Raw genomic sequence first — 23,685 nt, 5'->3', positions numbered from 1 at the left:
GACTTGCGCGGGGGAATGATGAATATCTATCCGGTGATCATGTGCGGCGGGGCCGGTTCGCGCCTTTGGCCCGCCTCGCGTCCCGGACGGCCCAAGCAGTTCCTGCCCCTGACGGGCGCGCGGTCACTGTTCCAGGAAACCGTCCTGCGGGTCGCGCCCCTCGCCGCCGACGGCGACGTCGTGGTGGTCGCGGGCCTGGGGCATGCCGACGCCATCGCCGGCGAACTGGCCGCCATCGGCGTCGAGGCCACCATCCTGCTGGAGCCCGAGGCGCGCGATTCGGGACCGGCGATGGCCGCCGCCGCCGCCTTCGTCCAGCGGCGCGACCCGGACGGCGTCGCCGCCATCATCGCCTCGGACCACCACATCCCCGATGCGGAAGCCTTCCGCGCCGCCGTCCGCACCGCCGCTGAAGAAGCCGCCCGCGGCCGTATCGTCACCCTGGGCGTCACCCCGACCTGGCCCTCCCCGGCCTACGGCTACATCAGTCCCCAGGGCGCCGGCCTGTCGCCGGTGAAGCGTTTCGTTGAAAAGCCCGACGCCGCCACCGCCGCCCGCTATCTGGCTGACGGCTTCCTGTGGAACAGCGGCAATTTCATCGTCTCGGGCGCCGCCCTGATGGACGAGTTGACCCGCCATGCGCCCGAGATCGCCGAGGCCGCCCGCAACGCCCTCCCCGCCGACCTGACCGGGCCCCTGATCCGCCTGACCGACGCCTTCCGCACCGCCCCGCGCATCTCCATCGACTATGCGGTGATGGAGAAGAGCGACCGCACCTCCGTCCTGCCCGTCGGCTTCGAATGGTCCGACGTGGGCGCCTGGGATTCGGTGCTGGCGACCGGCGCGGGGCACACGGGACTGCACATCGGCGTCGACAGCGACAACGTCCTTGTCCGCGCCGCCGACGGCATGGTGGTGGCCACCCTGGGCGTGTCCAACATCGCGGTCATCGCCGAGAACGACGCCGTGTTGGTCTGCGACCTGTCGCGGGCGCAGGACGTCAAGGCCGTGGTCGACAGGGTCAAGGCCGAGGCCCCGCGCCACGCCGACGTGCCCGAGACGGCCGACCCTGCGCCCTACCGGCGGTTCGGCGACTGGATGCGCGCCGCGGCCCTGCCGCTGTGGGCGACGCTCGGGACCCATGCAGACGGAGCCTTCGTCGAGACCCTGACGCTGGAGGGCCGCGCGGTGGAGAGCCGCCGCCGCGCCCGCGTCCAGACGCGCCAGATCTACGTCTTCGCCCGCGCCGGCGCCCAGGGTTGGGCGGGGCCGTGGCGCGAGCGGGTCGAACGCGGACTGGAGCGCTTCCTGGCCGGCTACCTGCGCACCGACGGCGCGGTGCGCAACGCCCTGAACACCGACGGTTCGGTGCTGGACGACGCCGCCCTGCAGTATGAGCAGGCCTTCGCCCTGCTGGCGCTGTCCGCCGTCCACGCCGCCGGGATCGAGACCGCGCGCTGCGAAGCCCAGGCGGGGATCATGCTGGACCGGCTTCTGGCCGAGCGCCTGCCCGGCGGCGGCTGGCGCGAGGCCGGCGACCATCCCTTCCAGGCGAACGCCAACATGCACCTGTTCGAGGCGGCCCAGGCCTGGGCCGCGCGCGGCGTCGATCCGCGCTGGGACGCGATCGCCGATTCCCTGGCCGAACTGGCCCTGACCCGCTTCATCGACGCCGACGGCGGCTTCCTGCGCGAGTTCTACGACGCCGACTGGCGCCCGGCGCCGGGCGAGGACGGCCGCCTGGTCGAGCCCGGTCACCAGTTCGAATGGAGCTGGCTGCTGTCGCGGCACGCCCTCGCCCGGGGCGACGCCCGCGCCATGGCGGCGGCGAAGCGCCTTTACATGCACGGCCTGCGCGGGGTCGATCCGCGCCGGGGCGTCGCCGTCGACGAGCTGGACGACAGCCTGTCGGTGCGCAGCGCCCGCGCCCGCCTGTGGCCCCAGACCGAGTGGCTGCGCGCCGCCCTGGCCATGGCCGAGCTGGCCGAGGGCTCCGAGCGCGAGCAGCGGCTGGCCGAGGCGCGCAAGGCGGCGGCGGGCCTGGCCCTCTACCTGCGGCCCAACGGCGCCTGGCGCGACAAGCTGGAGGCGTCCGGCGCCTTCGTGGACGAGCCGGCCCCCGCCAGTTCGCTCTATCATATCGTCGGAGCCTTCGATCAGGTCTGCGTCGCCGCCGCGGCCGGCCTCATTACGGACGCGCCGACCGGATTGAACTAAAGCTCCTGTTCCACGTTTGAGGCGGGCCGCGGGGGCGGCCCTTCATCCCCTGTTCAGCCGCCAGCGCCTCTCCTGTAGAGACGCCGCCGCACCACGAGACCGATGTGATCGACCTCCACTGCCATATCCTGCCGGGCATCGACGATGGCGCGCCGGACCTGGAAACCTCGCTGGCGATGGCGCGGATCGCGGTGGCCGACGGCATCACCGTCACCGCCTGCACCCCGCACATGATGCCGGGCTATTATGAGAACACCTCGGACGGCGTCCGCGCCGCCGTGGTCGCGCTTCAGGCCGAACTGGACCAGGCCGGCGTCCCCCTGCGCCTGGTCACCGGCGCGGACGTGCATCTGGTGCCCGGCCTGGCGTCGGGCCTGCGCGACGGGTCCAAGCTGAGGCTGGCCGACACCCGCTACTTCCTGTTCGAACCGCCGCACAACACCGCCCCGCCGCGCATGGCCGACGCCGTGTTCGACTGCATGGCCGCGGGCTTTCATCCGCTGATCACCCACCCCGAGCGCCTGCGCTGGATCGAGGAGCAGTATGACCTGATGGTCCAGCTGGCCCAGAGCGGCGCCTGGATGCAGATCACCGCCGGTTCGGTCACCGGCCGCTTCGGCAAACGCACCCAGTACTGGGCCGAGCGCATGCTGGACGAGGGCATCGTCCACATCCTGGCCACCGACGCTCACAACCTGCGCAGCCGTTCTCCGGTGCTTTCCGAGGCGGTCGAGGCCGTGTCGAAACGCCTCGGCGAACAGGCCGCGAAAGACATGGTGTTGACCCGACCCCTAGCGGTGCTGGAAAACGCTACGCCTGCTTCGGTCCCTCCGGCGGTCGGCGCCCCCCGTTCGGCCACCCGGCCGGGCTTCTTCAAACGGCTGTTCAAGGCCGCCTGATTTCAAGGTGACTGTCGCATGATGCGCGCCCTCCCGCTGGTCCTGATCGCCACGGCCTTCCTGCTCTCCGCCTGCGGCGGCCCCAAGATGGACGTCACCCAGATGACGGCGGCCCAGCCTACGCCCCAGCTGGGAATCGACCCCGATGCGGCGCCGCATACCGAGTATCGGATCGGCGTCGGCGACAAGCTGTCGATTCGCGTCTTCCAGGTGGCGGACCTGTCGTTCGATGAACTTGTCGTCGATACGTCGGGCAATCTCCAGATGCCGCTGATCGGCGCTGTCCGCGCGGCGGATCGGACCTCCAGCGAGCTTTCGGCCGATATCGCCCAGAAGCTCAGCGCCCAGTATCTGCGCAACCCGCAGGTCACCGTCACGGTCACCGAGGCGGCCAGCCAGAAGATCACGGTCGACGGCGCCGTCACCAAGCCGGGCGTCTATGAGATGCGCGGCGCGACCTCCCTGCTGCAGGCGATCGCCATGGCCGAGGGTCCCAGCCGCGTGGCCGACCTGACCAAGGTCGCCGTGTTCCGCACGATCAACGGCCAGCGGACGGTCGCCCTGTTCGACCTGCAGGCGATCCGTCAGGGCCGCGCCGACGACCCCAATGTGCTGGGGGACGACATCGTCGTGGTCGACACCTCGCGCCTGAACTCGGCCCTGCGGGAAGTCGTGGGCGCCCTGCCGGCGCTGTCGATCTTCCGTCCGTTCTAAGGGCTGTTGGCGCGCCGCGCGCAAATCCTCGCCGTCGTCCTGGCCTTCGGGCTGGGCGCGGCGGCCTGCGGCCATCCCGCGCCGGATACAGCCTTCGTCCAGGCCGGGCCCGAGGCGCGCCTTGAAGCGCTGAACGCCGTCGACGTCCGTGTCGCCGGAGTGGCCTGGGCCCTCGCCCGGTCCAACGCCGATTTATGCCCCGTCACCCGCCCGCGCGCCGGTTGGACCCTGCAGTCCGCCGGCCAGTACGGCGGCGCGCTGCGGCCGACGGCCGAAGCCCGCTATGGCCTTGAGGGCGATCTGCCCGGCGTCCTCGCAGCGCCGCGGGGCAGCCCGGCGGCCGAAGCCGGCCTTTCGCCCGGCGACCTGATCCTGTCGGTCAACGGTCAGCCGCTGTCGCGAGGCGAGGGCGCGACGGAGTCCTATGAGGGTCTTCAGGCCAATGCGGCGACGCTGGACGCCGCCGCGGCGCGGGGGCCCGTGACCCTGCGGGTCCGTCGGGCGGGCGTCGAGCGCGAGGTCACCGTTCGCCCGGTCGACGCCTGCGCCTATCCCACCCAGGTCGAGGTGACCGGCACGCGCCGCAGCCGCGCCGACGGCCGCAACATCTTCATCTCCGACGGCATGGTCAGCGTCGCCGACGACGACGACCAACTGGCCTTCGTCCTCGCGCACGAACTGGCCCATGCGGTCCTCGAGCATCGCACCCAGCCCGATGTGACCGGCGCGCGCGGCGCGTCCAACGGGGCCATCACCCTGCGCCGGGGCCTGTCGTTGAGCGCCGAGGCCGATGCCGACCGCCTGGGCCTGTTCCTGCTGGCGCGGGCCGGCTTCGATCCGTATCTCGCGGTCGAATTCCTGACCCGGTTCGAGGCCGCCGACCGGGGCGCGCGCTACGCCCAGTTCAATTCCGGCGGAATCTATGAGTCCGCGCCGGCGCGGCGGCGGACGCTTCAGCCCGTCCTGGCCGATATCGCCGCGCGCAAGGCGGCGAACCGCGCCCTCATTCCCTGAGGCCGAGCCGGTTCCGCAGTTGCATGGCGGTCAGCAGACCCCAGCCCAGGGCGAAGCCGACCATGTCGGCGACCACATCCCAGACATCGGCGTCCCGTCCGACGGCGGGCAGGCCTTGGATCAGTTCGATCGCGATCCCGGCCCCCAGCATGATCGCGGCCGACCGGACCAGGCCGTTCCGGGGCCAGCCGCAGGCGGCCAGAACTGTCCACGTCAGGAAGGCTACGGCATGGTTGGCCTTGTCCCACGGCAGCCCCCCTTCGATCGTCGCGGCGGGCCTGAACGCGAACCACGCCACCGCTAACGAAAACGCGACCGTCCCGATACGGAACGTATCCCTCAGTACGGGGTTCGAGCTCGGGGACACGCGCCGCTTTCCGTGATTCGTCACTGTCATGGACCTGCGTTATCTGTCCTGCGGAGGGTTGATCCATGGCGACACGCATCAGCGACGCGCTCGACCACCGGCGGACGGCGGCTCGCGCCGCCGGACCGGCTGCATACTCTGGAAAGGGCGCGGGCCTCTATAGCGAAGTGGCTCCCCCGCCCGCCGTCGGACCGGCCTTCGGACAAGCCCGCGCCGCGCCCGATGATCCGCAACCGGCGCCGACGACCTGATCCTCGCGCCACGCTTGACCGACGGCGCCCTCCTCCGCGACATGACGCCGGAGGGCAGGTCCCGGACACTCGAATTCGTGTGCGTGGTGTAGGGCTTTGCGGTATCAGCCCGATAGGTTTCGACAGGCGGCGACGGCCGTCATGATTTGCGGATGGCATTATGCTGGGCGACAATCACTTCGCTGACGATCGCAATGCGCGCTCCGGCCGCGCATCAGGTTTCGGCGAACCGGCTCTTGAAGACGGTCGCCAAGGCGCCTGGCATCAGGAAGTCGAGGATGCGCCCGTCTTCGATCTGGGGGCCTATTGGCGTCTGGCGCTCAAGCATCGCATCCTGATCATCAGCTGCTTCCTCGGGGCCCTGGCCGTCGGCGCCGCCCTGACCCTGCTGATGACGCCGATCTATACGGCCCAGGCCACCCTCCAGATCGATCGGGAGGCCGCGCGCATCTTCAACTCGACCGAAGACGTCAATCCGCGCGAAAGCATGGCGCAGGGGGAGGAGTTCTTCCAGACCCAGTACGGCCTGCTGCGCAGCCGCTCGCTGGCCGAACGCGTCGTCGAGAGCCTCGGCCTGGCCAGCTCGGATCAGGCTCTGACCAACCTCGGCGTGGAGCCTCCGGCCCGCAACGGCTCGGCCGCCGCCCAGGCCGAACGCCGCCGCAACGCCGCCCTGGACTATGTGCAGGAAAACCTCAGCGTCACGCCGGTGCGCGGTTCGCGCCTGGTCGCCGTCGGCTTCGACAACCCCGATCCGGTCGTCGCGGCGCGGGTCGCCAACGGCTTCTCCGAGAACTTCATCCAGGCCAACCTGGACCGCAAATTCCAGTCGTCGGCCTATGCCCGCGAATTCCTGGAAGAGCGCATCGCCCAGACCAAGGGCCGCCTCGAGGAGGCCGAGCGCCAGCTGGTCGCCTACGCCGCCAACCAGCAGATCATCAACGTCGGCGAACCGTCCGAAGGCGGCGCCGACTCCTCGGGCGGCGGATCGCAGTCGCTCGCCTCGAACAACCTGGTGGCCCTGAACTCCTCCCTCGCCCAGGCCCGCGCCGCCCGCGTCGCCGCCGAGGAACGCTGGCGCTCGGCCCGCACCTCGGAAGTCATGACGCTGCCGGAAGTGCTGCAGAACCCCTCGATCCAGCGCCTGGGCGAGCAACGCGCCCAGCTCGAGGCCGAGTACCAGCAGAAGTCCAGCCTCTATCAGCCCGACTATCCGGAGATGGTCCGCCTGCGCGGCCAGATCACCGAGATCGACGGCCAGATCCAGACGCTGGCCGCCAACATCCGCTCCTCGATCCAGAGCCAGTATGTGGTCGCCGCCAATCAGGAGCGTTCGCTGCAGGGCCAGGTCAACGGCCTGAAGGGCGACGTGCTCGACCTGCGTGACCGCTCGATCCAGTACAACATCCTGCAACGCGAGCTGGATACGACCCGGACGCTCTACGAGGGCCTGCTGCAGCGCTACAAGGAAGTCGGCGTCACCGGCAACGTGACGTCCAACAACATCTCGATCGTCGACAATGCGACGCCGCCGGCCACGCCGTCCAAGCCGAACATGATGATCAACCTGGCGCTGGCCGCCCTGTTCGGTCTGGGCCTGGGCGTCGTCGCCGCCCTGGTGCTGGAAGCGCTGGACGAAACCCTGGCCACCCCGGACGACGTCGAGAAGAAGCTGGCCGTGCCGGTGCTCGGCGTTGTGCCGCTGCTCGACAAGGGCCAGACCACGGCGGCCGCCCTGGCCGACATCCGATCCGGTTTCTCCGAAGCCTACTACTCCCTCAGAACGGCGTTGCAGTTCTCGACGCCCGAGGGCGCGCCGGCCAGCCTGCTGGTGTCGTCCGCCCGCCCCGCCGAAGGCAAGTCGACCACGGCCTACGCCGTGGCGCTGAACCTGGCCCGTATCGGCAAGCGCGTGCTGCTGGTCGACGGCGACCTGCGCAATCCGTCGATGCACCGGCTCGTGGGCGTCGATAACGAGCGCGGGATGAGCAATGTGCTGTCGGGCTCGTCGGACCTGGCCTCCGTCGTCCAGCGCACGCGCCAGGACAATCTGTACTTCATCCCCTGCGGCCCGCTGCCGCCCAACCCCGCCGAGCTGTGGGGCGGCGACCGCCTGCGTCAGTTCCTCAACGACGCCCGCGACAAGTTCGATCACGTGGTCGTCGACGGCCCGCCGGTCCTCGGCTTCGCCGACTCGCCCCTGCTGGCGGCCGCGGTCGGGGGCGTCCTGTTCGTGCTGGAATCGAAGGGCACCCGTCGCGGTCAGGCCCGCGGCGCCCTGCGTCGCCTGAAGATGGGCCGCGCCCGTCTGCTCGGCGCCGTGCTGACCAAGTTCAACGCCAAGACCACCACCTACGGTGGCTACGACTACGCATACGACTACAATTACGGCGCCGAAGGCGAGCGCGGGACCAAGGGCAAGAAGGGCAAGCCCGCTTGAGGGATCAGGCGGACCTTTCCGCCGCCCCGGCGCGCAAGCGCGGCCGGGTAGCCGAAGCGGCCTCATGGGTCCTGATCGCCGGCGGCGTTCTGCTGGGCTGGCAGGTCGTGATCCAGCCGTTGATCCAGCGCGCTCCAGCCGAGATCGCCCTTCGGCTGGCGCCCACGTCGCCCCTGGTCCTGCGCCGCGCCGCCGAGAGCGAGCTCGTCGCCGGGCAGGAAGGCTCCAATCCCGTTCGCTTCAGGCAGGCCGCCGACCTCGCGCGGGAAGCGCTGGCCCGGTCGCCCTTTGATGTGCGGGCGCTGCGCGTGGTCGGCCTGACCGAGGCCAAGGCCGGGCGCGAGGGCGTGGCCGACGACATCCTGACTCTCGCCGGCAACTGGAGCCTGCGCGATGACCCGTCCCACGCTTGGCTGGTCGAGCATCGCCTGAAGCAGGGCGATTACGCCTCCGCCTTCGCTCACGCCGACACCCTGGTGCGGCGCCGCGACGACATCCAGCCCCGGGTGTTCGAGCTGTTCACCGTCGCCGCCACGGTCGACACCGCCCGGGCCCTGCCGGAGGTGGCGGTGCTGCTGTCCGCGCGGCCGCCATGGCGCCAGGCCTATCTGGAAAGCCTGTTCGCGGACGCGCGCGGGCTTCAGGTAGCGGTCAACCTCGCCGTCCTGCTGCAGGCCGGCAAGGCGCCCCTGACCAATGACGAGTTGCGCCAGCTCTACTACCAGCTGGTGGAGAAGGGGCAGCTGGAAGCCGTGCGCGTCGTCCGTACACGCCTGAACCGCCCCCCGAGCCCGCCGCTCGTCAGCAACGGCGGCTTCGGCGACGCCTCGGCGCCGGAACCCTTCCAGTGGCGCCTCGCCCAGGACGCCGGGGTGATCGCCGAGATCGTGCCGGACGACGTCCGCCCCGCCGACCCGGCCCTACGCGTCGACTACGACGGCTATTCGGCCTCGAGAATCACCGAACAGCTGCTGTTCCTGGCGCCCGGCCGCTACCGTCTGTCGGCTGAATCCCGCGTGGAAGAAGGCGATCCGGCGGCCCGCCTCGCCCTGACCCTGACCTGCGCGCCCGGCGATCTGGGCATCCTTTCGGCGCCGGCGGCGGCGCCCGGCGCCCAGGTCTGGACCCCGTTCAGTACGACCTTCTCGGTGCCCTCGACCTGCACGGCCCAATGGCTGCGCCTCGAGACCCGTTCCGGCGACAAGCGTCAGCGAACCGCCGTGTGGCTTGACCGAGTGGCGATCGCGCCAATCGCTCCGGAGGCGAACTAAAGGGCGGTTTCGTGGCTCATTTACTTCGCTGAGCACCTGAATCGTATTGCTTTTGAAACCTTCGCCGCCTATACCCATTCTCGATACGTCGCGGGCCAGCCCGTACCAAAGACCTGATTAGAAGGGGATCTAGCATGCGTAAGACCATCGCCGCTGTCACGGCAGGCCTGCTGCTCGTGGCTGGCCAAGCTGCCGCCGCCAACACTTCGGCCGTTGCCCGCGTGGGTGACCGCGTTGGCGCTCGCGCCGACGCTTCGTCGGAATTCGCCGGCATTCCGCTGCCCGTCCTGCTCATCGGCACTGCCGTGATCGTGGCGGTCGTCGTTGTTGCTTCGGACGACGACTCGGAAAGCGACTAAGCCGACCCGGTCCGCGCTGCGCCTGATGCAGTCGTAACGCGTGCCGAATAAGGTTTTGAAGGGCCAGTGGGACGCTGTGGCAATCGCCGCGGCTATCCTGCTGGCCCTTTCGTTTGTCTTCGGCGGCGCCAGCCGCGAACACGCCCTGCGGCTGGCCGTCGTTGAACTGGCCGCCCTGCCCCTGCTGATCATGAGCGCTGATCGGCTGATCCGTTCGGGCCTATGGCGCGAGCATCGGTTCGCCCTGGCTCTGCTGGGCGGCCTGGCCGCCATCCCCCTGATCCAGCTGATTCCGCTTCCGCCCGCGATCTGGACCGGCCTGCCCGGACGGGACGAGATGGTTCTCGCCCTGCAACTGGCCGGTCTCCAGCCCGGCTGGGCCCCGCTGACCCTGACCCCCGACCTGACGTGGCAGTCCGTTCTGGCGATTCTGCCGCCCGCCGCCCTGTTCCTGGCCGTGCTGTCCTCGTCCCAGGCCCAGACCACGCGGATGGTGGCCTTTTACCTGGCCGCCGCCGTGATCGCGGTCCTGCTGGGCGCGGCCCAGTTGGCCAGCGGCGGCGAGCGGCTCTATCCGTGGACCACCACCTCGGCGGGGTCGGTCACCGGCTTCTTCGCCAACCGCAACCATCTGGCGACCCTGCTGCTGGCCTGCCTGCCCTTCGCCGCCGTTTTCGGGGCCGCCGTCCTGCGCCGACGCAGCGAACAGCGCCTGCCGCTGTGGTTCGGCGCCCTGTTCATGGGTCTGGTGGTCGTGGGCCTGGCCGCCATCCGGTCCCGCGCCGGCGTCATCCTGTTCGGCCCCATCGCCCTGGTCAGCCTGCTGGCCGCCTGGATCGCGGCGGGCCGCGGCCGCCCGGGCCCCGGCCTGCTGGCCCTGACCGGCGGCGTCGCGGCGGCCGTCGCCGCGGTGGCCATCCTGGCCCTGCCCCCCATCCTGGCCCGCTTCGACGTTCAATCCGCGCCCGAGGGCCGCTTCGAGGGCTGGCCTGTCGTCGCCTCGGCGGCCGAGACCTTCCTGCCGCTCGGCTCGGGCGTCGGCAGCTTCGACGCGGTGTTCCGCTCGGTCGAACCGCTGGAGAAGCTGGACGCCACCTTCTTCAACCACGCCCACAACGAGTATCTGGAAACCTGGCTGGAGGCCGGCTGGCCCGGCGCAGCGCTGATCCTGGCCTTCCTGGTCTGGTACGGCCGCCGCCTGTGGGCCGCGTGGAAGGCCGGACCGTCGCGCGAGCGGGATCTGCAGCGCGCCGCCAGCATCGCCCTGCTGGCCATGCTGGTCCATTCCGCCGTCGACTATCCGTTGCGCACGGCCACCCTGGCGGTCCTGTTCGCCCTGTGCGCCGCCATCCTCGAAAAAGCCGGAAAGCCGACCGACCGCGAACTGGCCTGAGGCCGCTCAGTCCGTGATCGGCGCGTCCGGAGCGATGTCCGGGGCCGGCGGCGTCCCTTCCTCTTCCCGCCACGCCGCCTGCGGATTGAGCGCCGCCGTGGCCTCCAGGAAGCTGCCCGGCTTCATCGACGGCTCCGGCGCCGTCCGCAGGCCCGCCACCCGGGCCAGGTCGGCGATAAAGGTGATGCAGTTGCGCCGTCTCAGGTCATAGACCCAACCCTCGGGTCCATTCCACCAGTCGGCCCGGTCCCGGATCGCCCGGTACGTCGCGTCGCTCACCGTCAGCGTCAAATAGGGCTTTCCCTCATCGACGTAGCGGGCGTCCGGCGACAGGACCACGCCCTTGTCGCGCATGAACAGCAGCTGCGGCCCCGGGTTGCGGGCGGTAAAGCCCGCCGCCCAGTCGACCGCCTCGCCCGTCTCGTCCAGCGTGCCGGCGGCCTGGACATAGGCATGGGGGAACAGCAGGTATCCGCCCCGCACCCGCGCGCCGGGGTGGGCGTAGAAGGTCACCGTCACAGCCGCCAGCGCCGGTCCCGCCAGCAGGGCCAGCACCAGGCCGGGAATGAGGGCGCGGACGAGACGAGAGAGCATGCGGACCCCGGGGACTGACACGCCGCAGTCTAGGGCGCGTCCTTCTGAATGCGCAAAGGCCGCCGGGGTCTCCCCCGACGGCCCATGCGGCGTTCGTTTTGCGCCTGGCTAGTGACCGCCGGGCGTCGCCGCGGCCTCGGCGTTGCGGACCTTGGCCCTCGACGCCGCGAAGGCGAAGACGATCAGGATCAGATAGCCGACCATCGGCACGAAGAAGACCGGGTTCAGCGTCGCCGAGCTGTCGGCGATGTGACCGGCGATCGGCGGCAGGATAGCGCCGCCGATGATGCCGAACACCAGCAGGCCCGAGGTCGCCGGCACCGGGGCGGTCGACCGCTCCAGCGTCAGGGTGAAGATGGTCGGGAACATGATGGAGTTGAACAGGCCGATGGCGATGGCCGCGTAGGCCGCCGTCGGTCCGTTCGTCTGGGTCACGATCAGGCAGAGAAGGGCGGCGATCGTGGTGTTGACGATCAGCAGCACGCTGGCCTTGACCTTGGTCAGCATCAGGCCGCTGCCGATCAGACGGCCGACCATGGCGCCCCCCCAGTACCAGGACAGCATTCCGCCTGCGGTGGCCAGCGGCACATTCAGGATGTCCGGGCTGTGCAGGAAGTTGGTCAGCAGATCGCCGATCGCCACTTCCGATCCGACGTAGAAGAAGATGGCCACGGCGCCGAAGACGGCCCACGGCGACTTCAGCGCCACGAACGGCGAGGCGCGGTCGCTGGCGGTCGTCGCGGGCGCCGAAGCATTGATGGCCTTGCGAGCGGTGAAGATGAAGACCGCGACCAGGGCGAAGAAGGCGCCGACCGCAAGGAAGGCGAAGTCGATGCTGCGCAGGGATTCGGCCCGCGTCGCCGGATCGGTGATCAGGGCGTCGGCGGCGAACACCCCGCCGGTCAGCAGGATCGGCGCGGCGATCGCCGGCCCCAGCGTCGTGCCCAGGGAGTTGAAGAACTGCGAGAAGTTCAGACGCGCATGCGAATGGCGCGGCGTGCCCAGGGCGGCCACCAGCGGGTTGGCGGCGACCTGCAGGATGGTGACGCCCGAGGCGATGATGAACAGGGCGATCAGCACGCCCGGATACCAGTCGATCAGGGTGGCCGCCGGCACGATCAGGCAGCCGATGACCATGGTCACGAGGGCGGCGATGATCGAACGGCTGTAACCCAGTCGGCCGACGATGGCCGCCGCCGGGATCGACGCGATGCCGTAGGCGATGAACCAGGCGAACGTCGTCAGGGTCGCTTCGGCGTAGCTGAGTTCGAACACCCGCCGCACCGCCGCGATCAGCGGACCGATCAGCGAGGTCACGAAGCCCCAGGCGAAGAAGAGGGTCGTCACATAGGCAAAGGCGAGACCCGTGCCACGCCGTGGCGCGCTGGTTTGATCTGTCATTTCACTCCCCATGACCGGCGCCTCACTCTGCGCGGCCGTTGACAGCCTTGGTTTCATCCAGAAAAGCCCGCGTCCAGCGCTTTGAGGCAATTCGTAACCAAAAGTGGGCTGGTTTCGACCCTTGCGGACACGATCAGGGCGGGGAAGATGGGCGTTCCGGTTGATCCGGCTGCTGACCAAGAGCCCCGCGTGACCGACCGGACCGCCGCCGCCCCCGCCGAAACCGCCGATCCATGGCGCGGCGCCGTCATCTATCAGGTCTATCCGCGCAGCTTCGCGGACACGAACGGCGACGGCGTCGGCGACCTGCCGGGGATCGCCGCCCGGCTGGACCACATCGCCTCGCTGGGCGTGGACGCGGTCTGGCTCAGCCCCTTCTACACCTCGCCCATGAGGGACTTCGGCTATGACGTCGCCGACTACTGCGACGTCGATCCGGTGTTCGGGACCCTGGCCGACTTCGACGCCCTGACCGCCCGCGCGCATGCCCTGGGCCTGAAGGTCCTGATCGATCTGGTCTTCGCCCACACCTCGGACCGCCATGCCTGGTTCGAGGAAAGCCGGCAGAGCCGCGACAATCCCAAGGCCGACTGGTTCGTCTGGGCCGACGCCAAACCGGACGGCGCGCCGCCGTCCAACTGGCAGTCGGTGTTCGGCGGTCCGGCCTGGACCTGGGACGCCCGGCGCGGCCAGTACTACATGCACAACTTCCTGCCCGAGCAGCCGCAGCTGAACCTGCATAGCCCGGCGGTGCAGGACGCCCTGCTGGACGTGGTGCGGTTCTGGCTGGCGCGGGGCGTGGACGGCTTCCGTCTCGACGCCATCAATTTCGCCATGCACGACCCGGCGCTGACCGACAATCCGCCCCTGCCGCCGGGCGGACCGCGCACCCGGCCCTTCGACTTCCAGGACAAGATCCACAACCAGTCCCAGCCGGGCATCGTCGATTTCCTGAAGCGGCTGCGCGCCCTGACCGACAGCCACGGCAGCCGCTTCACCGTGGCCGAGGTGCCGGGCGACCGCGCCGATGCGGAGATGCAGGCCTATACCGAGGGGCAGGACCGGCTGAGCAGCGCCTACGGCTTCACCTATCTGTACGCCCCGGCCCTGACGCCCGATCTGGTCAAGGGGACCGCCGCCGTCTGGAACGGGCGGCCGGGACAGGGCTGGCCGTCCTGGCCCTTCTCCAACCACGACGCGCCGCGCGCGGTCTCCCGCTGGGCCGAGGGCCGCGACCGGGCGGCCATGGCGCGGCTGATGGCGCTGCTGCTGGTCTGCCTGCGCGGGGCCGTCTTCCTCTACCAGGGCGAGGAGCTGGGCCTGCCGCAAGGCGAGGTGCCATTCGACCGGCTGGTCGATCCCGAAGCCATCGCCAACTGGCCCAAGACCCTGGGCCGCGACGGCGCCCGCACGCCGATGCCGTGGACGGCGGACGCGCCGCATGCGGGCTTCTCCACCGTCGAACCCTGGCTGCCCATCGACCCGCGCCACCTGCCGCTGGCGGTGGACCGGCAGGAGGCCGACCCGACGTCGCAGCTGGCCGTGACGCGCCATCTGATCGCCCTGCGCAAGGCGAACGCCGCCCTGACGCACGGGTCGATGCGGGTGCTCGAGGCCCCCGATGGCCTGCTCGTCTTCGAGCGGAGCCTCGGCGACGAACGACGGCTCTGCGTCTTCAACCTCGGGCACGAGACCATCGACTGGACGGGGCCCGAGGGCTGGGTCGTCATGGAGGCGGTAAATGGGCCCGCGGGGCCAGTCGCACCGCTTTCGGGCCGCGTGCTGGCTCCCGATACTGGCGTGGCCGCGTAACCCGGAGTAACGCAGGACCATGACCTCCGGCCCCGTCCTCGTCACCGGCTCAGCCGGCTTCATCGGCTTCCACACCGCCGAGCGCCTGCTGGCGCGCGGCGAGACCGTGATCGGCGTCGACAACCTGAACAGCTACTATGACCCGGCGCTGAAACACGCCCGGCTGGAGCGGCTGCAGGCGCATCCGAAATACCTGCACCACACGCTCGATCTGGCGGACCGCGATGGCATGGCCGCCTTATTCGCCGGCATGAAGCCGCGCCGCATCGTCCATCTCGGGGCGCAGGCGGGCGTGCGCTACAGCCTGGAACACCCCGAAAGCTACGTCGATTCAAACGTGGTCGGCTTCCTAACCGTGCTGGAGGGCGCGCGGGCGGTGAAGGCGGAGAACCTGGTCTTCGCCTCGACCAGTTCGGCCTTCGGGGCCAACGGCGCTCTGCCCTTCTCAGTGAAGCAGGGCGTGGCCCATCCGCTGACCGTCTACGCCGCCACCAAGATCGCCAACGAGGCGATGGCGCACTCCTATTCCCACCTGTTCGGCTTCCCCTCGACGGGCCTGCGCTTCTTCACCGTCTATGGACCGTGGGGTCGCCCGGACATGGCGCTGTTCAAATTCACCCGCGCCATCCTCGAAGGCCGCCCGATCGACGTCTACGGCCACGGCCAGATGGAGCGGGACTTCACCTATGTCGACGACATCGTCGAGGGCGTGATCGCCGCGCTGGACAAGCCCGCCGCCGTCGATCCCGACTGGAACCCGCAGGCGCCGAACCCGGCCACCAGCGGGGTCGCCCCGTGGCGCATTCTCAACCTCGGCGCCGGCCGCCGCGAACAGCTGATGCGCTACGTCGCGGTGCTGGAAGAGGCGCTGGACCGCAAGGCCGAGCTGAACCTGATGCCGGTCCAGGACGGCGACGTGACCCGCACCGAGGCCGACGTGACCGAGACCCGCGCCGCCCTGGGCTACGCTCCCTCCACCCCCATCGAGGTCGGGGTGAAGCGGTTCGTGGACTGGTACCGGGACTTCTACGGGGTCTGATCCCGAACGAGAAAGGCCCCGCCGTCGCCGGCGGGGCCTTTCCGTTTCAGCCTTTGACCGATCCCTACTGGACCGGCTGGCCGTTCACATCGACGACCACGACCTCGCCGATCCCCAGCGCCCGGATCTTCGGCTCGATCTGGGCGCGGTCGCCGACCACCACCCAGGTCGTCGGACCCTCGCCGACCAGGGCGCGCGCCGCGACCGAGGCCGACTGCGGGGTCGTTCCGTTCACCGAAGCGGCGTAGCCGTCGTAGTAGTTCTCCGGCACGCCATAGACGACCATCCGGGTCAGGTCGTCGGCCACCGCGGCGTTGGTCTCCCAGCCTCCGGCCATGCCCAGCACCAGGTTGGACCGCACCGCCGCGATCTCCGCCTCGGTCAGCGGACGCGACCCGACCACTTCGCTCAGCTCGCGATGGATCTCCGCGATGCTTTCGGCGGTCTTGTCGGCCTGCACCCCGGAGGAGACGCGGAACAGCCGCTCGCCGCGCGCGATGCCGACGAAGGAGCCGGCGCCGTAGGACCAGTGCTTGTCCTCGCGCAGGTTCATGTTGATGCGGCTGGTGAAGGCGCCGCCCAGCGCCGTGTCGGCGACGCTGATGGGGCCTTCCGTCGCCGGATCGAAGGGCGCGACGAGGCGGCCCGTGATGATCGACGACTGCGGACCGGCTCGGTCCACGATGTAGATCCGCGGGGCGTGGCTGACAGGTATCGCCGGCGCGGCGGGCTTGACCGGCAGCGGCGCGGCGGGCGCGCGCCAGGTGCGGAACGCCCGTTCGAGCGCCGGAACCAGCTCGGCCTGTGTGGTGTCGCCGACCACCACCAGGGTGGCGTTGTCCGGACGGAACCAGGTGGCGTGATAGGCTTCGGCGTCGCTCGGGCTGAGGGCGTTCACCGTCGCTTCCGTCCCCGAGGCCGGGCGGCCGTAGGGGTGCTCCGGCCCGAACACGGACGCCACCATCACGCGGCTGGCGATGGCGCCGGGGCTCCGGTTGCTCTGCTGGATGCCGGAGATCTGCTGGGCTCGCGCACGCTGGAAGTCATCGGCGCGGAAGGCGGGATGCTGAATGATGTCGGCATAGAGCGCCAGGGACGGCTCGAGCCGCGACTCGATCGCGTTCAGCGAGATGCTGGTGTAGTCCACCGATGAGCTCCCCCCGATGGAGGCGCCCAGCAGTTGCGCCCGGTCGCCGATCTCCAGCGCGGTCAGGCTGTCGGTGCCGTTGGTCATCACCGCGGGGGTCAGCGCGGCCACGCCGTTCTTTCCGGCGGGGTCGGCGGCGGATCCCGCCTCGACAATCAGGTTCATGCTGACGGTGGGCACGCCGGTGCGCGGCGCCAGCACCACCTTCAGCCCGTTGGACAGGGTGAAGTGCTCGACATTGGGGAAGTCGGCCTGCGGGGCCGCGCCCGGCGTCGGCATGTGGGTCCGATCAGCGCCCGTCGCCGCGACCGTGAAGTCGGGGAAGGGGCGAACCTCGAGCGCGTAGCTGCCGTCCGTCAGCCACTCGCGTCCGGCGGCGGTCAGATTGGCCGGCGTGGCGTTCAGCAGGCGTTCGTAACCCACTCTCCACGCGGCCGGATCGCCCTGGAAGACCTGGCTCGCGGCCAGGCGGTCGGACTTGCCGCCGAACCCGCCGATCCGTTCCAGGCCCCGGACATAGGACGCGCCGACGGCCGTGCGGGCGCGTTCCAGTTCGTCGGCCGTGGGGCCGTCGCGCAGCAGGCGGGCCATCTCCTCGTCGACGATGCGTTCGATGTTGGCCAGGTCCTGGCCCGGCTTGGCGGTGATCACGACCGTGAACTGGCTGCCGATCTCGCGCTCCGAAACCCGCGCGGACACGCTGGTCGCCACCTGGTCATCGAACACCAGGCGCTTGTAGAGACGCGACGTGCGGCCCGAGGACAGCACCTGGCCGAGCATGCCCAGGTAGTGGGTGTCCGCCTCGCCGCCCGGCGGCACGTTCCACACCTTGTACAGGCGCGGCTGGCCGACGCGGTCGTACATGACCTCGCGTTGCGCGCCCTCCATGCGGGCGATCATGCGCGCCGGCTGGGTGACCGGGGGTCCCGAAGGGATGTCGCCGAAATACTGCTCGACCTTGGCGCGCGCCTCTTCCGGCGTGATGTCGCCGGCCAGGACGATGGTGGCGTTGGCCGCGCCGTAATAGTCGCGGAACCAGGCCTTCACGTCGTCCAGGGAAGCCGCTTCCAGATCGTCCATCGAGCCGATGACCGTGTGGCCATAGGGGTGGTCCGACGGATAGGTCGCGGCCGTGATCAGATCCCACACGCGGCCATAGGGTTGGTTCTCGCCCTCGCGTTTTTCGTTTTGAACTACACCGCGCTGCTCATCGAGGCGCGCCTGGTCGATCGCGCCGACGAGGTGGCCCATCCGATCACTTTCTAGCCACAGCAGGCTGTCCAGCGCCGAGGTCGGGACGTTCTGGAAATAGTTGGTGCGGTCGTTGTTGGTCGTGCCGTTCTGATCGGTCGCGCCCAGCAGTTCGGTCGCTTTGAAGAAGTCGTTGTTGAAGTTCTCGGACCCGTTGAACATCAGGTGTTCGAACAGGTGGGCGAAGCCCGAACGGCGCGCCGGCTCGTTCTTGGAGCCCACGTGATACCAGATGTTCACCGCCACGATCGGCGCCTTGTGGTCCTCGTGGACGATCACCGTCAGGCCGTTGTTCAGCACGAACCGGGTGAAGGGGATGTCGACGTCCGGCAGCGGCGCGAGGCGTTCCTGCGTGGCGGGCGAGGCGGCCACGGAGGCGGCGACCTGGGCCTGAACCTGGAAGGCGGACGCCAGAAGGACGGCCGCGGCGGCGCCCCCCAGCAGAACGGGACGGAACGAACGCATGCGGAGACCCCCTGAATTGAGACGACCCGGCGAGCCGGGCGATGACAGTGGTATCCAGCTGCGATCCGCTCGCAAGCGAAATGACATTTCAGATTCGTAACCTTCCGAGGTTCATTTCGCAGTTGCGAGGCCGAAAGACAGGTCCGTGCATGGCGATGCGCTCCAACCTCAATCCGTGCAGCGAGAAACGAAGTATTGCACCGCACACGAAATGAATTGCCTGCGGCGCCGCAATAGGGTCCTATCCCTATCCGCGGCGTCGAACGCGGTTCGGGCCGAGATTTCTGACATCCCGCTTCCGGACGCCGCGCCCATGATCCGCAAATCGCTCGCCCTCGCCGCCCTCTGTTGTCTGGTCGCCGGTCCGGCGCTCGCCGCGCCCGCGGCTCCGCTTCTGGCCCACCAGGCGGCGCTGGATCTGAACGAGGCCTCGTCGGCCTGGATCCTGACGTCGACGGCGCTGGTGCTGCTGATGACCCTGCCGGGTCTGGCGCTCTTCTACGGCGGCATGGTCCGGCGCAAGAACGTCATAGCCACCATCGCCCACTCCACCGCGGCCCTGGCCATCGTCACCGTGCTGTGGTTCGCGGTCGGCTACAGCCTGTCGTTCGGGACGGGTCCCGAGGCGACCAACGGCTTCATCGGCGGCTTTCAGGCGGCCTTCCTGAACGGCGTCACCCCCTCGACCGCGCACAGCCTGGCGCCCGGCCTGCCCGAGTTCCTGTGGATCGCCTACCAGCTGACCTTCGCCATCATCACCCCGGCCCTGATCGCCGGCGCCTTCGCCGAGCGGATCAAATTCTCGGCCTCCATCCTGTTCTTCTTCCTGTGGCACCTGATCGTCTATGCGCCGATCTGCCATCAAGTCTGGGGCGGCGGCTGGATGGGCTCGCTGGGCGTGCTCGACTTCGCGGGCGGCGCCGTGGTCCACGTCAACGCCGGCGTCGCCGGCCTGGTCGCGGCCCTGGTGCTGGGCCCGCGTCAGGGCTTCGGCCGGGACAACATGGCGCCGCACAACCTGGCCTTCACCGCCATCGGCACCGGCCTGCTGTTCGTCGGCTGGCTGGGCTTCAACGCGGGCTCGGCCTGGGCCGCCGACGGCATCGCCGCCGTGGCCGCCTTCAACACCATCCTGGCCGCCGCGGCGGCCGCGATCGGCTGGACGGCCGTGGAGTGGATCGACCACAAGCGCCCGACCCTGCTGGGCCTGCTGTCCGGCATCGTCGCCGGTCTGGTCGGCGTCACCCCGGCCGCCGGCCTGGTCGACCCCAAGGGCGCCTTCATCATCGGCATCCTGTCGGGTCCGGCCTGCTATGCGGGCGCCGTCTGGCTCAAGCGCGCCCTGAAGTATGACGACAGCCTGGACGCCTTCGGCGTGCACGGCGTGGGCGGCATCCTCGGCGCCTTGCTGACCGGCCTGCTGGCCACCGCCGCCATCAATCCCGCGGCCGCCAACGCCAACATCCTGAACCAGATCATCGGCTTGGCCGCCGTCATCGCCTGGTCGGGCGTCGGCACCTTCGTGATCCTGATGATCTGCAAATACACCGTCGGCCTGCGCGTGCCGAAGGAGGAGGAGATCGAGGGGCTGGACTACACCCAGCACGGGGAGACGATTCACCAGTAGCACTCCGTCCCCAACGGGGGAGGAATGGCAACGCTCCCGTCCCACCCGCGTTCGACTCGCCATGACGGCTCGCGGCGAACTCGACACCTACAAGAAGAAGCGGAATTTCACCGCCACGCCCGAGCCTGCCGGCAAGAAGGGCAGGGCGAAGACCACCGGACTGCGCTACCTGATCCAGCGCCACGCGGCGACGCGGCTGCACTATGACTTCCGCATCGAGCTGGACGGCGTCCTCAAGTCCTGGGCCGTGACCAAGGCCCCGTCGCGCGACCCCGCCGTCAAACGCCTCGCGGTCGAGGTCGAGGACCACCCGCTCGACTACGGCGCGTTCGAGGGGACCATCCCGTCCGGCAACTACGGCGCGGGCACGGTGCAGATGTGGGACACGGGAGAGTGGGAGCCCCAGTCCGACGATGTCGACGCCGCCTTCAGGAAGGGCGAGATCAAGATGGTGCTCCATGGCGAGCGCCTGTCCGGCAAATGGGTGCTGGTCCGCCTGCGCACCGACCGCGGCAAGCCCAGCAAGCGCGCCAACTGGCTGCTGATCAAGGAGAAGGACCCGTACGCCGTCCCGGGCGAGGGCGACGCCAACATGGAGATCGACGCTTCGATCGCCACCGGCCGCAGCCTCGCCGAGATCGCCGAAGGCAAGACACAGTGGACCTCGTCAAAACCGGTCGCACGCAAGGGGCCCGCGAAACCCGTGGCCCGTCCCGCCGTCGCCGCCCATGCGAAGAAGCCCCACGCCTTCGTCCCCATCCAGCTGTGCAAGATCACCGACTATCCGCCCGGCGGCGCGGGCTGGGCGCATGAGATCAAGTTCGACGGCTACCGCCTCCAGGTCGCCGCCGGCGGCGGCCGCGCCACCCTGCGCACCCGCAAGGGACTCGACTGGTCGAAGAAATTCCCGGAGCACGCCGCCGACGCCGCCCGCTGGCCCGACGCCGTGCTGGACGGCGAGCTGTGCGCCCTGGCCGCGGACCACATGCCCGACTTCTCGGCCCTGCAGGCGGCGATCTCGGACGAGGACACCGGCGGCCTGATCTATTTCGCCTTCGACCTGCTGTTTGAGGGGCCGGAGGATCTGCGCGGCCTGCCCCTGTCTCACCGCAAGGCGCGGCTGCAGGCCTACATCGACCGCATCCCCAAGGCCGCCCGGTCGCGCATCCGCTACGTCGACCACTTCGCCTCGACCGGGGCGGCGGTCCTGGAAAGCGCCTGCCGCATGGACCTGGAAGGCGTCATCTCCAAGAAACTGGATTCGCCCTATCGCGAGGGCCGCACCTCGACCTGGCTGAAGTCGAAATGCCGGGGCGGCGATGAAGTCGTCATCGGCGGCTGGACCGCCGAGGGCGACCGCTTCCGCTCCCTGATCGTCGGGGTGAAGGAGAAGGGCGGCCTGCGCCATCTGGGCCGCGTCGGCACAGGCTATTCCGCCCCGATCCTCAAGACCCTGATGCCCGCCCTGAAGAAGGCCGCGTCGGACACCAGCCCCTTCATCGGCAAGGCGGCGCCAAAGCGCCCCCGCTCGGGTCCGCACACCGTCCACTGGCTCAAGCCCGTCCTGGTCGCCGAGATCGAGCACGGCGGCTACACCGACAGTGGAACCCTACGTCAGGCGGCCTTCAAGGGCCTGCGCGAGGATAAGTCCGCCGCCGAGGTCATCGACAAACCTCAGGAGCCCGCAAAGCCCAAGGCGACCAGGGGCAAGGTCGCCGCTCCGCCCCAGCTCACCATCCCCGGCGAAAAGGCCAAGCCCGGCAAGCTGGTCGTCGCGGGGGTCGGCATCTCCAGTCCGGACAAGGTGCTATGGCCCGCCTCGGACGGGCATGAGGCCATCACCAAGGCCGACCTCGTCCGCTACTACGAAATGGCCGCCGAACGCATCCTGCCGCACGTCGCGGACCGCCCGGTCTCCATCATCCGTGCGCCCGAGGGCATCGCGGGCGAGCAGTTCTTCCAGCGCCACGCCATGCCCGGCTCCAACCCTCGCCTCAAGCTGATCGACGTCAAGGAGCGCAAACCCTACGTCGGCGTCGTCGATGTCGGCGGCCTCGTCGCCATCGGCCAGTCGGGCGGGCTGGAGCTGCACCCCTGGGGCTGCAAGCCGGGCGATCCCGAGACGCCGGAACAGGTCACCTTCGACCTCGATCCCGACGAAGGCCTGGACTTCAACGACGTCGTCTCGGCGGCCAGGGTGGTGAAGGCCGAGTTGGAATCCCTGGGCCTGACGCCCTTCGTGAAGACCACCGGCGGCAAGGGACTGCACGTCGTCGTCCCCATCCGCGCCGACGCCAGGGCGCGCATCGAGTGGGATCAGTGCAAGGCCTTCGCCAAGGCCGTCAGCGAACGGGTCCGCGCCGCCGATCCCGACCGCTTCACCACGACCATGGCCAAGAAGGCCCGGGGCGGAAAGATCTTCCTCGACTATCTGCGCAACGGCCGGATGGCGACGGCGGTCGCCCCCTGGTCCCCCCGCGCCCGCCCCGGCGCCGGCATCGCCTTCCCCCTGTCCTGGGGGCAGGTGAAGAAGGGCCTCGATCCGAGGGCCTTCACGCTTCGGGACGCCGCCGCCCTGCTGAAGAAGCCCGACCCCTGGAAGGATTTCCGGTCCGCCGAAACCAACCTGCGGCCGGTGCTGAAGCGGTTGGAGCTCTGAATTCTCCCTCCCCTTCTGGGGAGGGTGGACCGCGAAGCGGGACGGATGGGGAGCCGGGCGCCCGGATACGAACCCCACCCTGTCGTCGCTTCGCGCCGACATCCCTCCCCACGAGGGGGAGGGAGAAACCGCCTCTTCCCTTTCCCCTTCCCGCCTCGACCCGCTACAACCTCGGCCATGACTTCCGCCCCGCTTCCTGACGCCGGATCGAACTGGGTGGACCGCCATGCGCCGGAGGGGCTGAAGCCCTGGCTCAAGCTCGGCCGCTTCGACCGGCCCATCGGCATCTGGCTGCTGCTGCTGCCCGGCTGGCAGGGCATCGCGCTGGCGCTCGCCTCCGAGCGCCGGACCTCCAGCGTCTATGACCTGTGGCTCGTCGCCGGCTTCGCCATCGGCGCCTGCCTGATGCGCGCCGCCGGCTGCGCCTTCAACGACATCGTGGACCGCGACATCGACGCGAAGGTCGCCCGCACCGCCGCCCGCCCGGTCGCCTCGGGCCGGATCAGCGTCAAGAAGGCGCTCGCCTTCACCGCCGCCTGCTCGCTGGTCAGTCTGCTGATCCTGCTGACCCTGAATCTGACCGCCATCCTTCTCGGGGTCGCTTCCCTGCTGCTGGTCGCCGCCTACCCCTTCATGAAGCGGATCACCTGGTGGCCCCAGGCCTGGCTGGGCCTGACCTTCAACTGGGGCGCATTGATGGGCTTCGCGGCAGCCTCCGGTGGCTACGGCCTGTCCCTCTGGCTGACGGAGCTTCACACCGGCTAC

General features: G+C 69.7%; 17 protein-coding genes. 13 read left to right on the top strand and 4 right to left on the bottom strand.

Translation table 11 applies throughout. From position 1 onward, the window contains the following. From Q0C81_RS00685 to Q0C81_RS00670, 4 genes are all read left to right on the top strand, one after another. Positions 1-2,217: AGE family epimerase/isomerase (locus Q0C81_RS00685; RefSeq protein ID WP_291832275.1), on the top strand; the 2,217-nt coding region annotated here is incomplete at its 5' end. A gap of 104 nt (positions 2,218-2,321) precedes the next feature. Then, positions 2,322-3,116 carry a CpsB/CapC family capsule biosynthesis tyrosine phosphatase gene (locus Q0C81_RS00680; protein ID WP_291832274.1) on the top strand — a complete coding sequence of 265 codons (795 nt, stop codon included), beginning with the start codon at positions 2,322-2,324 and terminating at the stop codon, positions 3,114-3,116. 18 nt (positions 3,117-3,134) lie between these two features. Further along, entirely contained in the window at positions 3,135-3,830 is a 696-nt protein-coding gene (locus Q0C81_RS00675; protein ID WP_291832273.1) for a polysaccharide biosynthesis/export family protein, read from the top strand. Positions 3,831-3,836: 6 nt separating this feature from the next. Next, positions 3,837-4,844: a M48 family metalloprotease gene (locus Q0C81_RS00670; RefSeq protein WP_291832272.1), complete on the top strand. Its 1,008-nt coding sequence runs from the start codon at positions 3,837-3,839 to the stop codon at positions 4,842-4,844. Here Q0C81_RS00670 and Q0C81_RS00665 read toward each other — a convergent pair. After that, positions 4,834-5,142 (bottom strand): hypothetical protein, encoded by a 309-nt coding sequence (locus Q0C81_RS00665; protein WP_291832271.1) that lies wholly within the window; start codon positions 5,140-5,142, stop codon positions 4,834-4,836. The two genes, Q0C81_RS00670 and Q0C81_RS00665, sit on opposite strands and share 11 nt — an antisense overlap. A gap of 480 nt (positions 5,143-5,622) precedes the next feature. Here Q0C81_RS00665 and Q0C81_RS00660 point away from each other — a divergent pair, with 480 nt between their 5' ends. From Q0C81_RS00660 to Q0C81_RS00645, 4 genes are all read left to right on the top strand, one after another. Next, positions 5,623-7,902, top strand: a complete 2,280-nt coding sequence (locus Q0C81_RS00660) for a polysaccharide biosynthesis tyrosine autokinase (protein ID WP_291832270.1) — start codon at positions 5,623-5,625, stop codon at positions 7,900-7,902. Then, complete coding sequence (locus Q0C81_RS00655) at positions 7,899-9,173, top strand: hypothetical protein (RefSeq protein ID WP_291832269.1); 1,275 nt, start codon at positions 7,899-7,901, stop codon at positions 9,171-9,173. Before Q0C81_RS00660 ends, Q0C81_RS00655 begins: the two co-directional genes overlap by 4 nt. A 134-nt stretch (positions 9,174-9,307) precedes the next feature. Further along, positions 9,308-9,532 (top strand): hypothetical protein, encoded by a 225-nt coding sequence (locus tag Q0C81_RS00650; RefSeq protein WP_291832268.1) that lies wholly within the window; start codon positions 9,308-9,310, stop codon positions 9,530-9,532. A 76-nt stretch (positions 9,533-9,608) separates the two neighbouring features. Beyond that, positions 9,609-10,925 carry an O-antigen ligase gene (locus Q0C81_RS00645; RefSeq protein ID WP_291832267.1) on the top strand — a complete coding sequence of 439 codons (1,317 nt, stop codon included), beginning with the start codon at positions 9,609-9,611 and terminating at the stop codon, positions 10,923-10,925. Positions 10,926-10,931: 6 nt separating this feature from the next. On the opposite strand, the gene Q0C81_RS00640 is transcribed toward Q0C81_RS00645, so the two are convergent. Beyond that, complete coding sequence (locus Q0C81_RS00640; RefSeq protein WP_291832266.1) at positions 10,932-11,519, bottom strand: hypothetical protein; 588 nt, start codon at positions 11,517-11,519, stop codon at positions 10,932-10,934. Positions 11,520-11,627: 108 nt separating this feature from the next. Further along, positions 11,628-12,920 (bottom strand): sugar MFS transporter, encoded by a 1,293-nt coding sequence (locus tag Q0C81_RS00635; RefSeq protein ID WP_291832265.1) that lies wholly within the window; start codon positions 12,918-12,920, stop codon positions 11,628-11,630. A 189-nt stretch (positions 12,921-13,109) separates the two neighbouring features. On the opposite strand from Q0C81_RS00635, the gene Q0C81_RS00630 reads away from it, so the two are divergent. Then, entirely contained in the window at positions 13,110-14,732 is a 1,623-nt protein-coding gene (locus Q0C81_RS00630; RefSeq protein WP_291832264.1) for an alpha-glucosidase, read from the top strand. 19 nt (positions 14,733-14,751) lie between these two features. Beyond that, positions 14,752-15,771 carry an NAD-dependent epimerase/dehydratase family protein gene (locus Q0C81_RS00625; RefSeq protein WP_291832263.1) on the top strand — a complete coding sequence of 340 codons (1,020 nt, stop codon included), beginning with the start codon at positions 14,752-14,754 and terminating at the stop codon, positions 15,769-15,771. 64 nt (positions 15,772-15,835) lie between these two features. Here Q0C81_RS00625 and Q0C81_RS00620 read toward each other — a convergent pair whose 3' ends face one another. Next, positions 15,836-18,634 (bottom strand): pitrilysin family protein, encoded by a 2,799-nt coding sequence (locus tag Q0C81_RS00620; RefSeq protein ID WP_291832262.1) that lies wholly within the window; start codon positions 18,632-18,634, stop codon positions 15,836-15,838. A gap of 313 nt (positions 18,635-18,947) precedes the next feature. Here Q0C81_RS00620 and Q0C81_RS00615 point away from each other — a divergent pair, with 313 nt between their 5' ends. The 3 genes from Q0C81_RS00615 to Q0C81_RS00605 all read left to right on the top strand — a co-directional run. Further along, positions 18,948-20,261, top strand: coding sequence for an ammonium transporter (locus Q0C81_RS00615; RefSeq protein WP_291832261.1), 1,314 nt, complete (start codon positions 18,948-18,950; stop codon positions 20,259-20,261). 61 nt (positions 20,262-20,322) lie between these two features. Further along, positions 20,323-22,920 carry a DNA ligase D gene (gene ligD, locus Q0C81_RS00610; protein ID WP_291832260.1) on the top strand — a complete coding sequence of 866 codons (2,598 nt, stop codon included), beginning with the start codon at positions 20,323-20,325 and terminating at the stop codon, positions 22,918-22,920. 177 nt (positions 22,921-23,097) lie between these two features. After that, positions 23,098-23,685: UbiA family prenyltransferase (locus Q0C81_RS00605; RefSeq protein ID WP_291832259.1), on the top strand; the 588-nt coding region annotated here is incomplete at its 3' end.

This window comes from Brevundimonas sp. (genome assembly GCF_023259385.1).
In the GTDB taxonomy this organism is placed as follows: domain Bacteria; phylum Pseudomonadota; class Alphaproteobacteria; order Caulobacterales; family Caulobacteraceae; genus Brevundimonas.
This window is presented reverse-complemented; position numbering and strand designations above follow the sequence as displayed.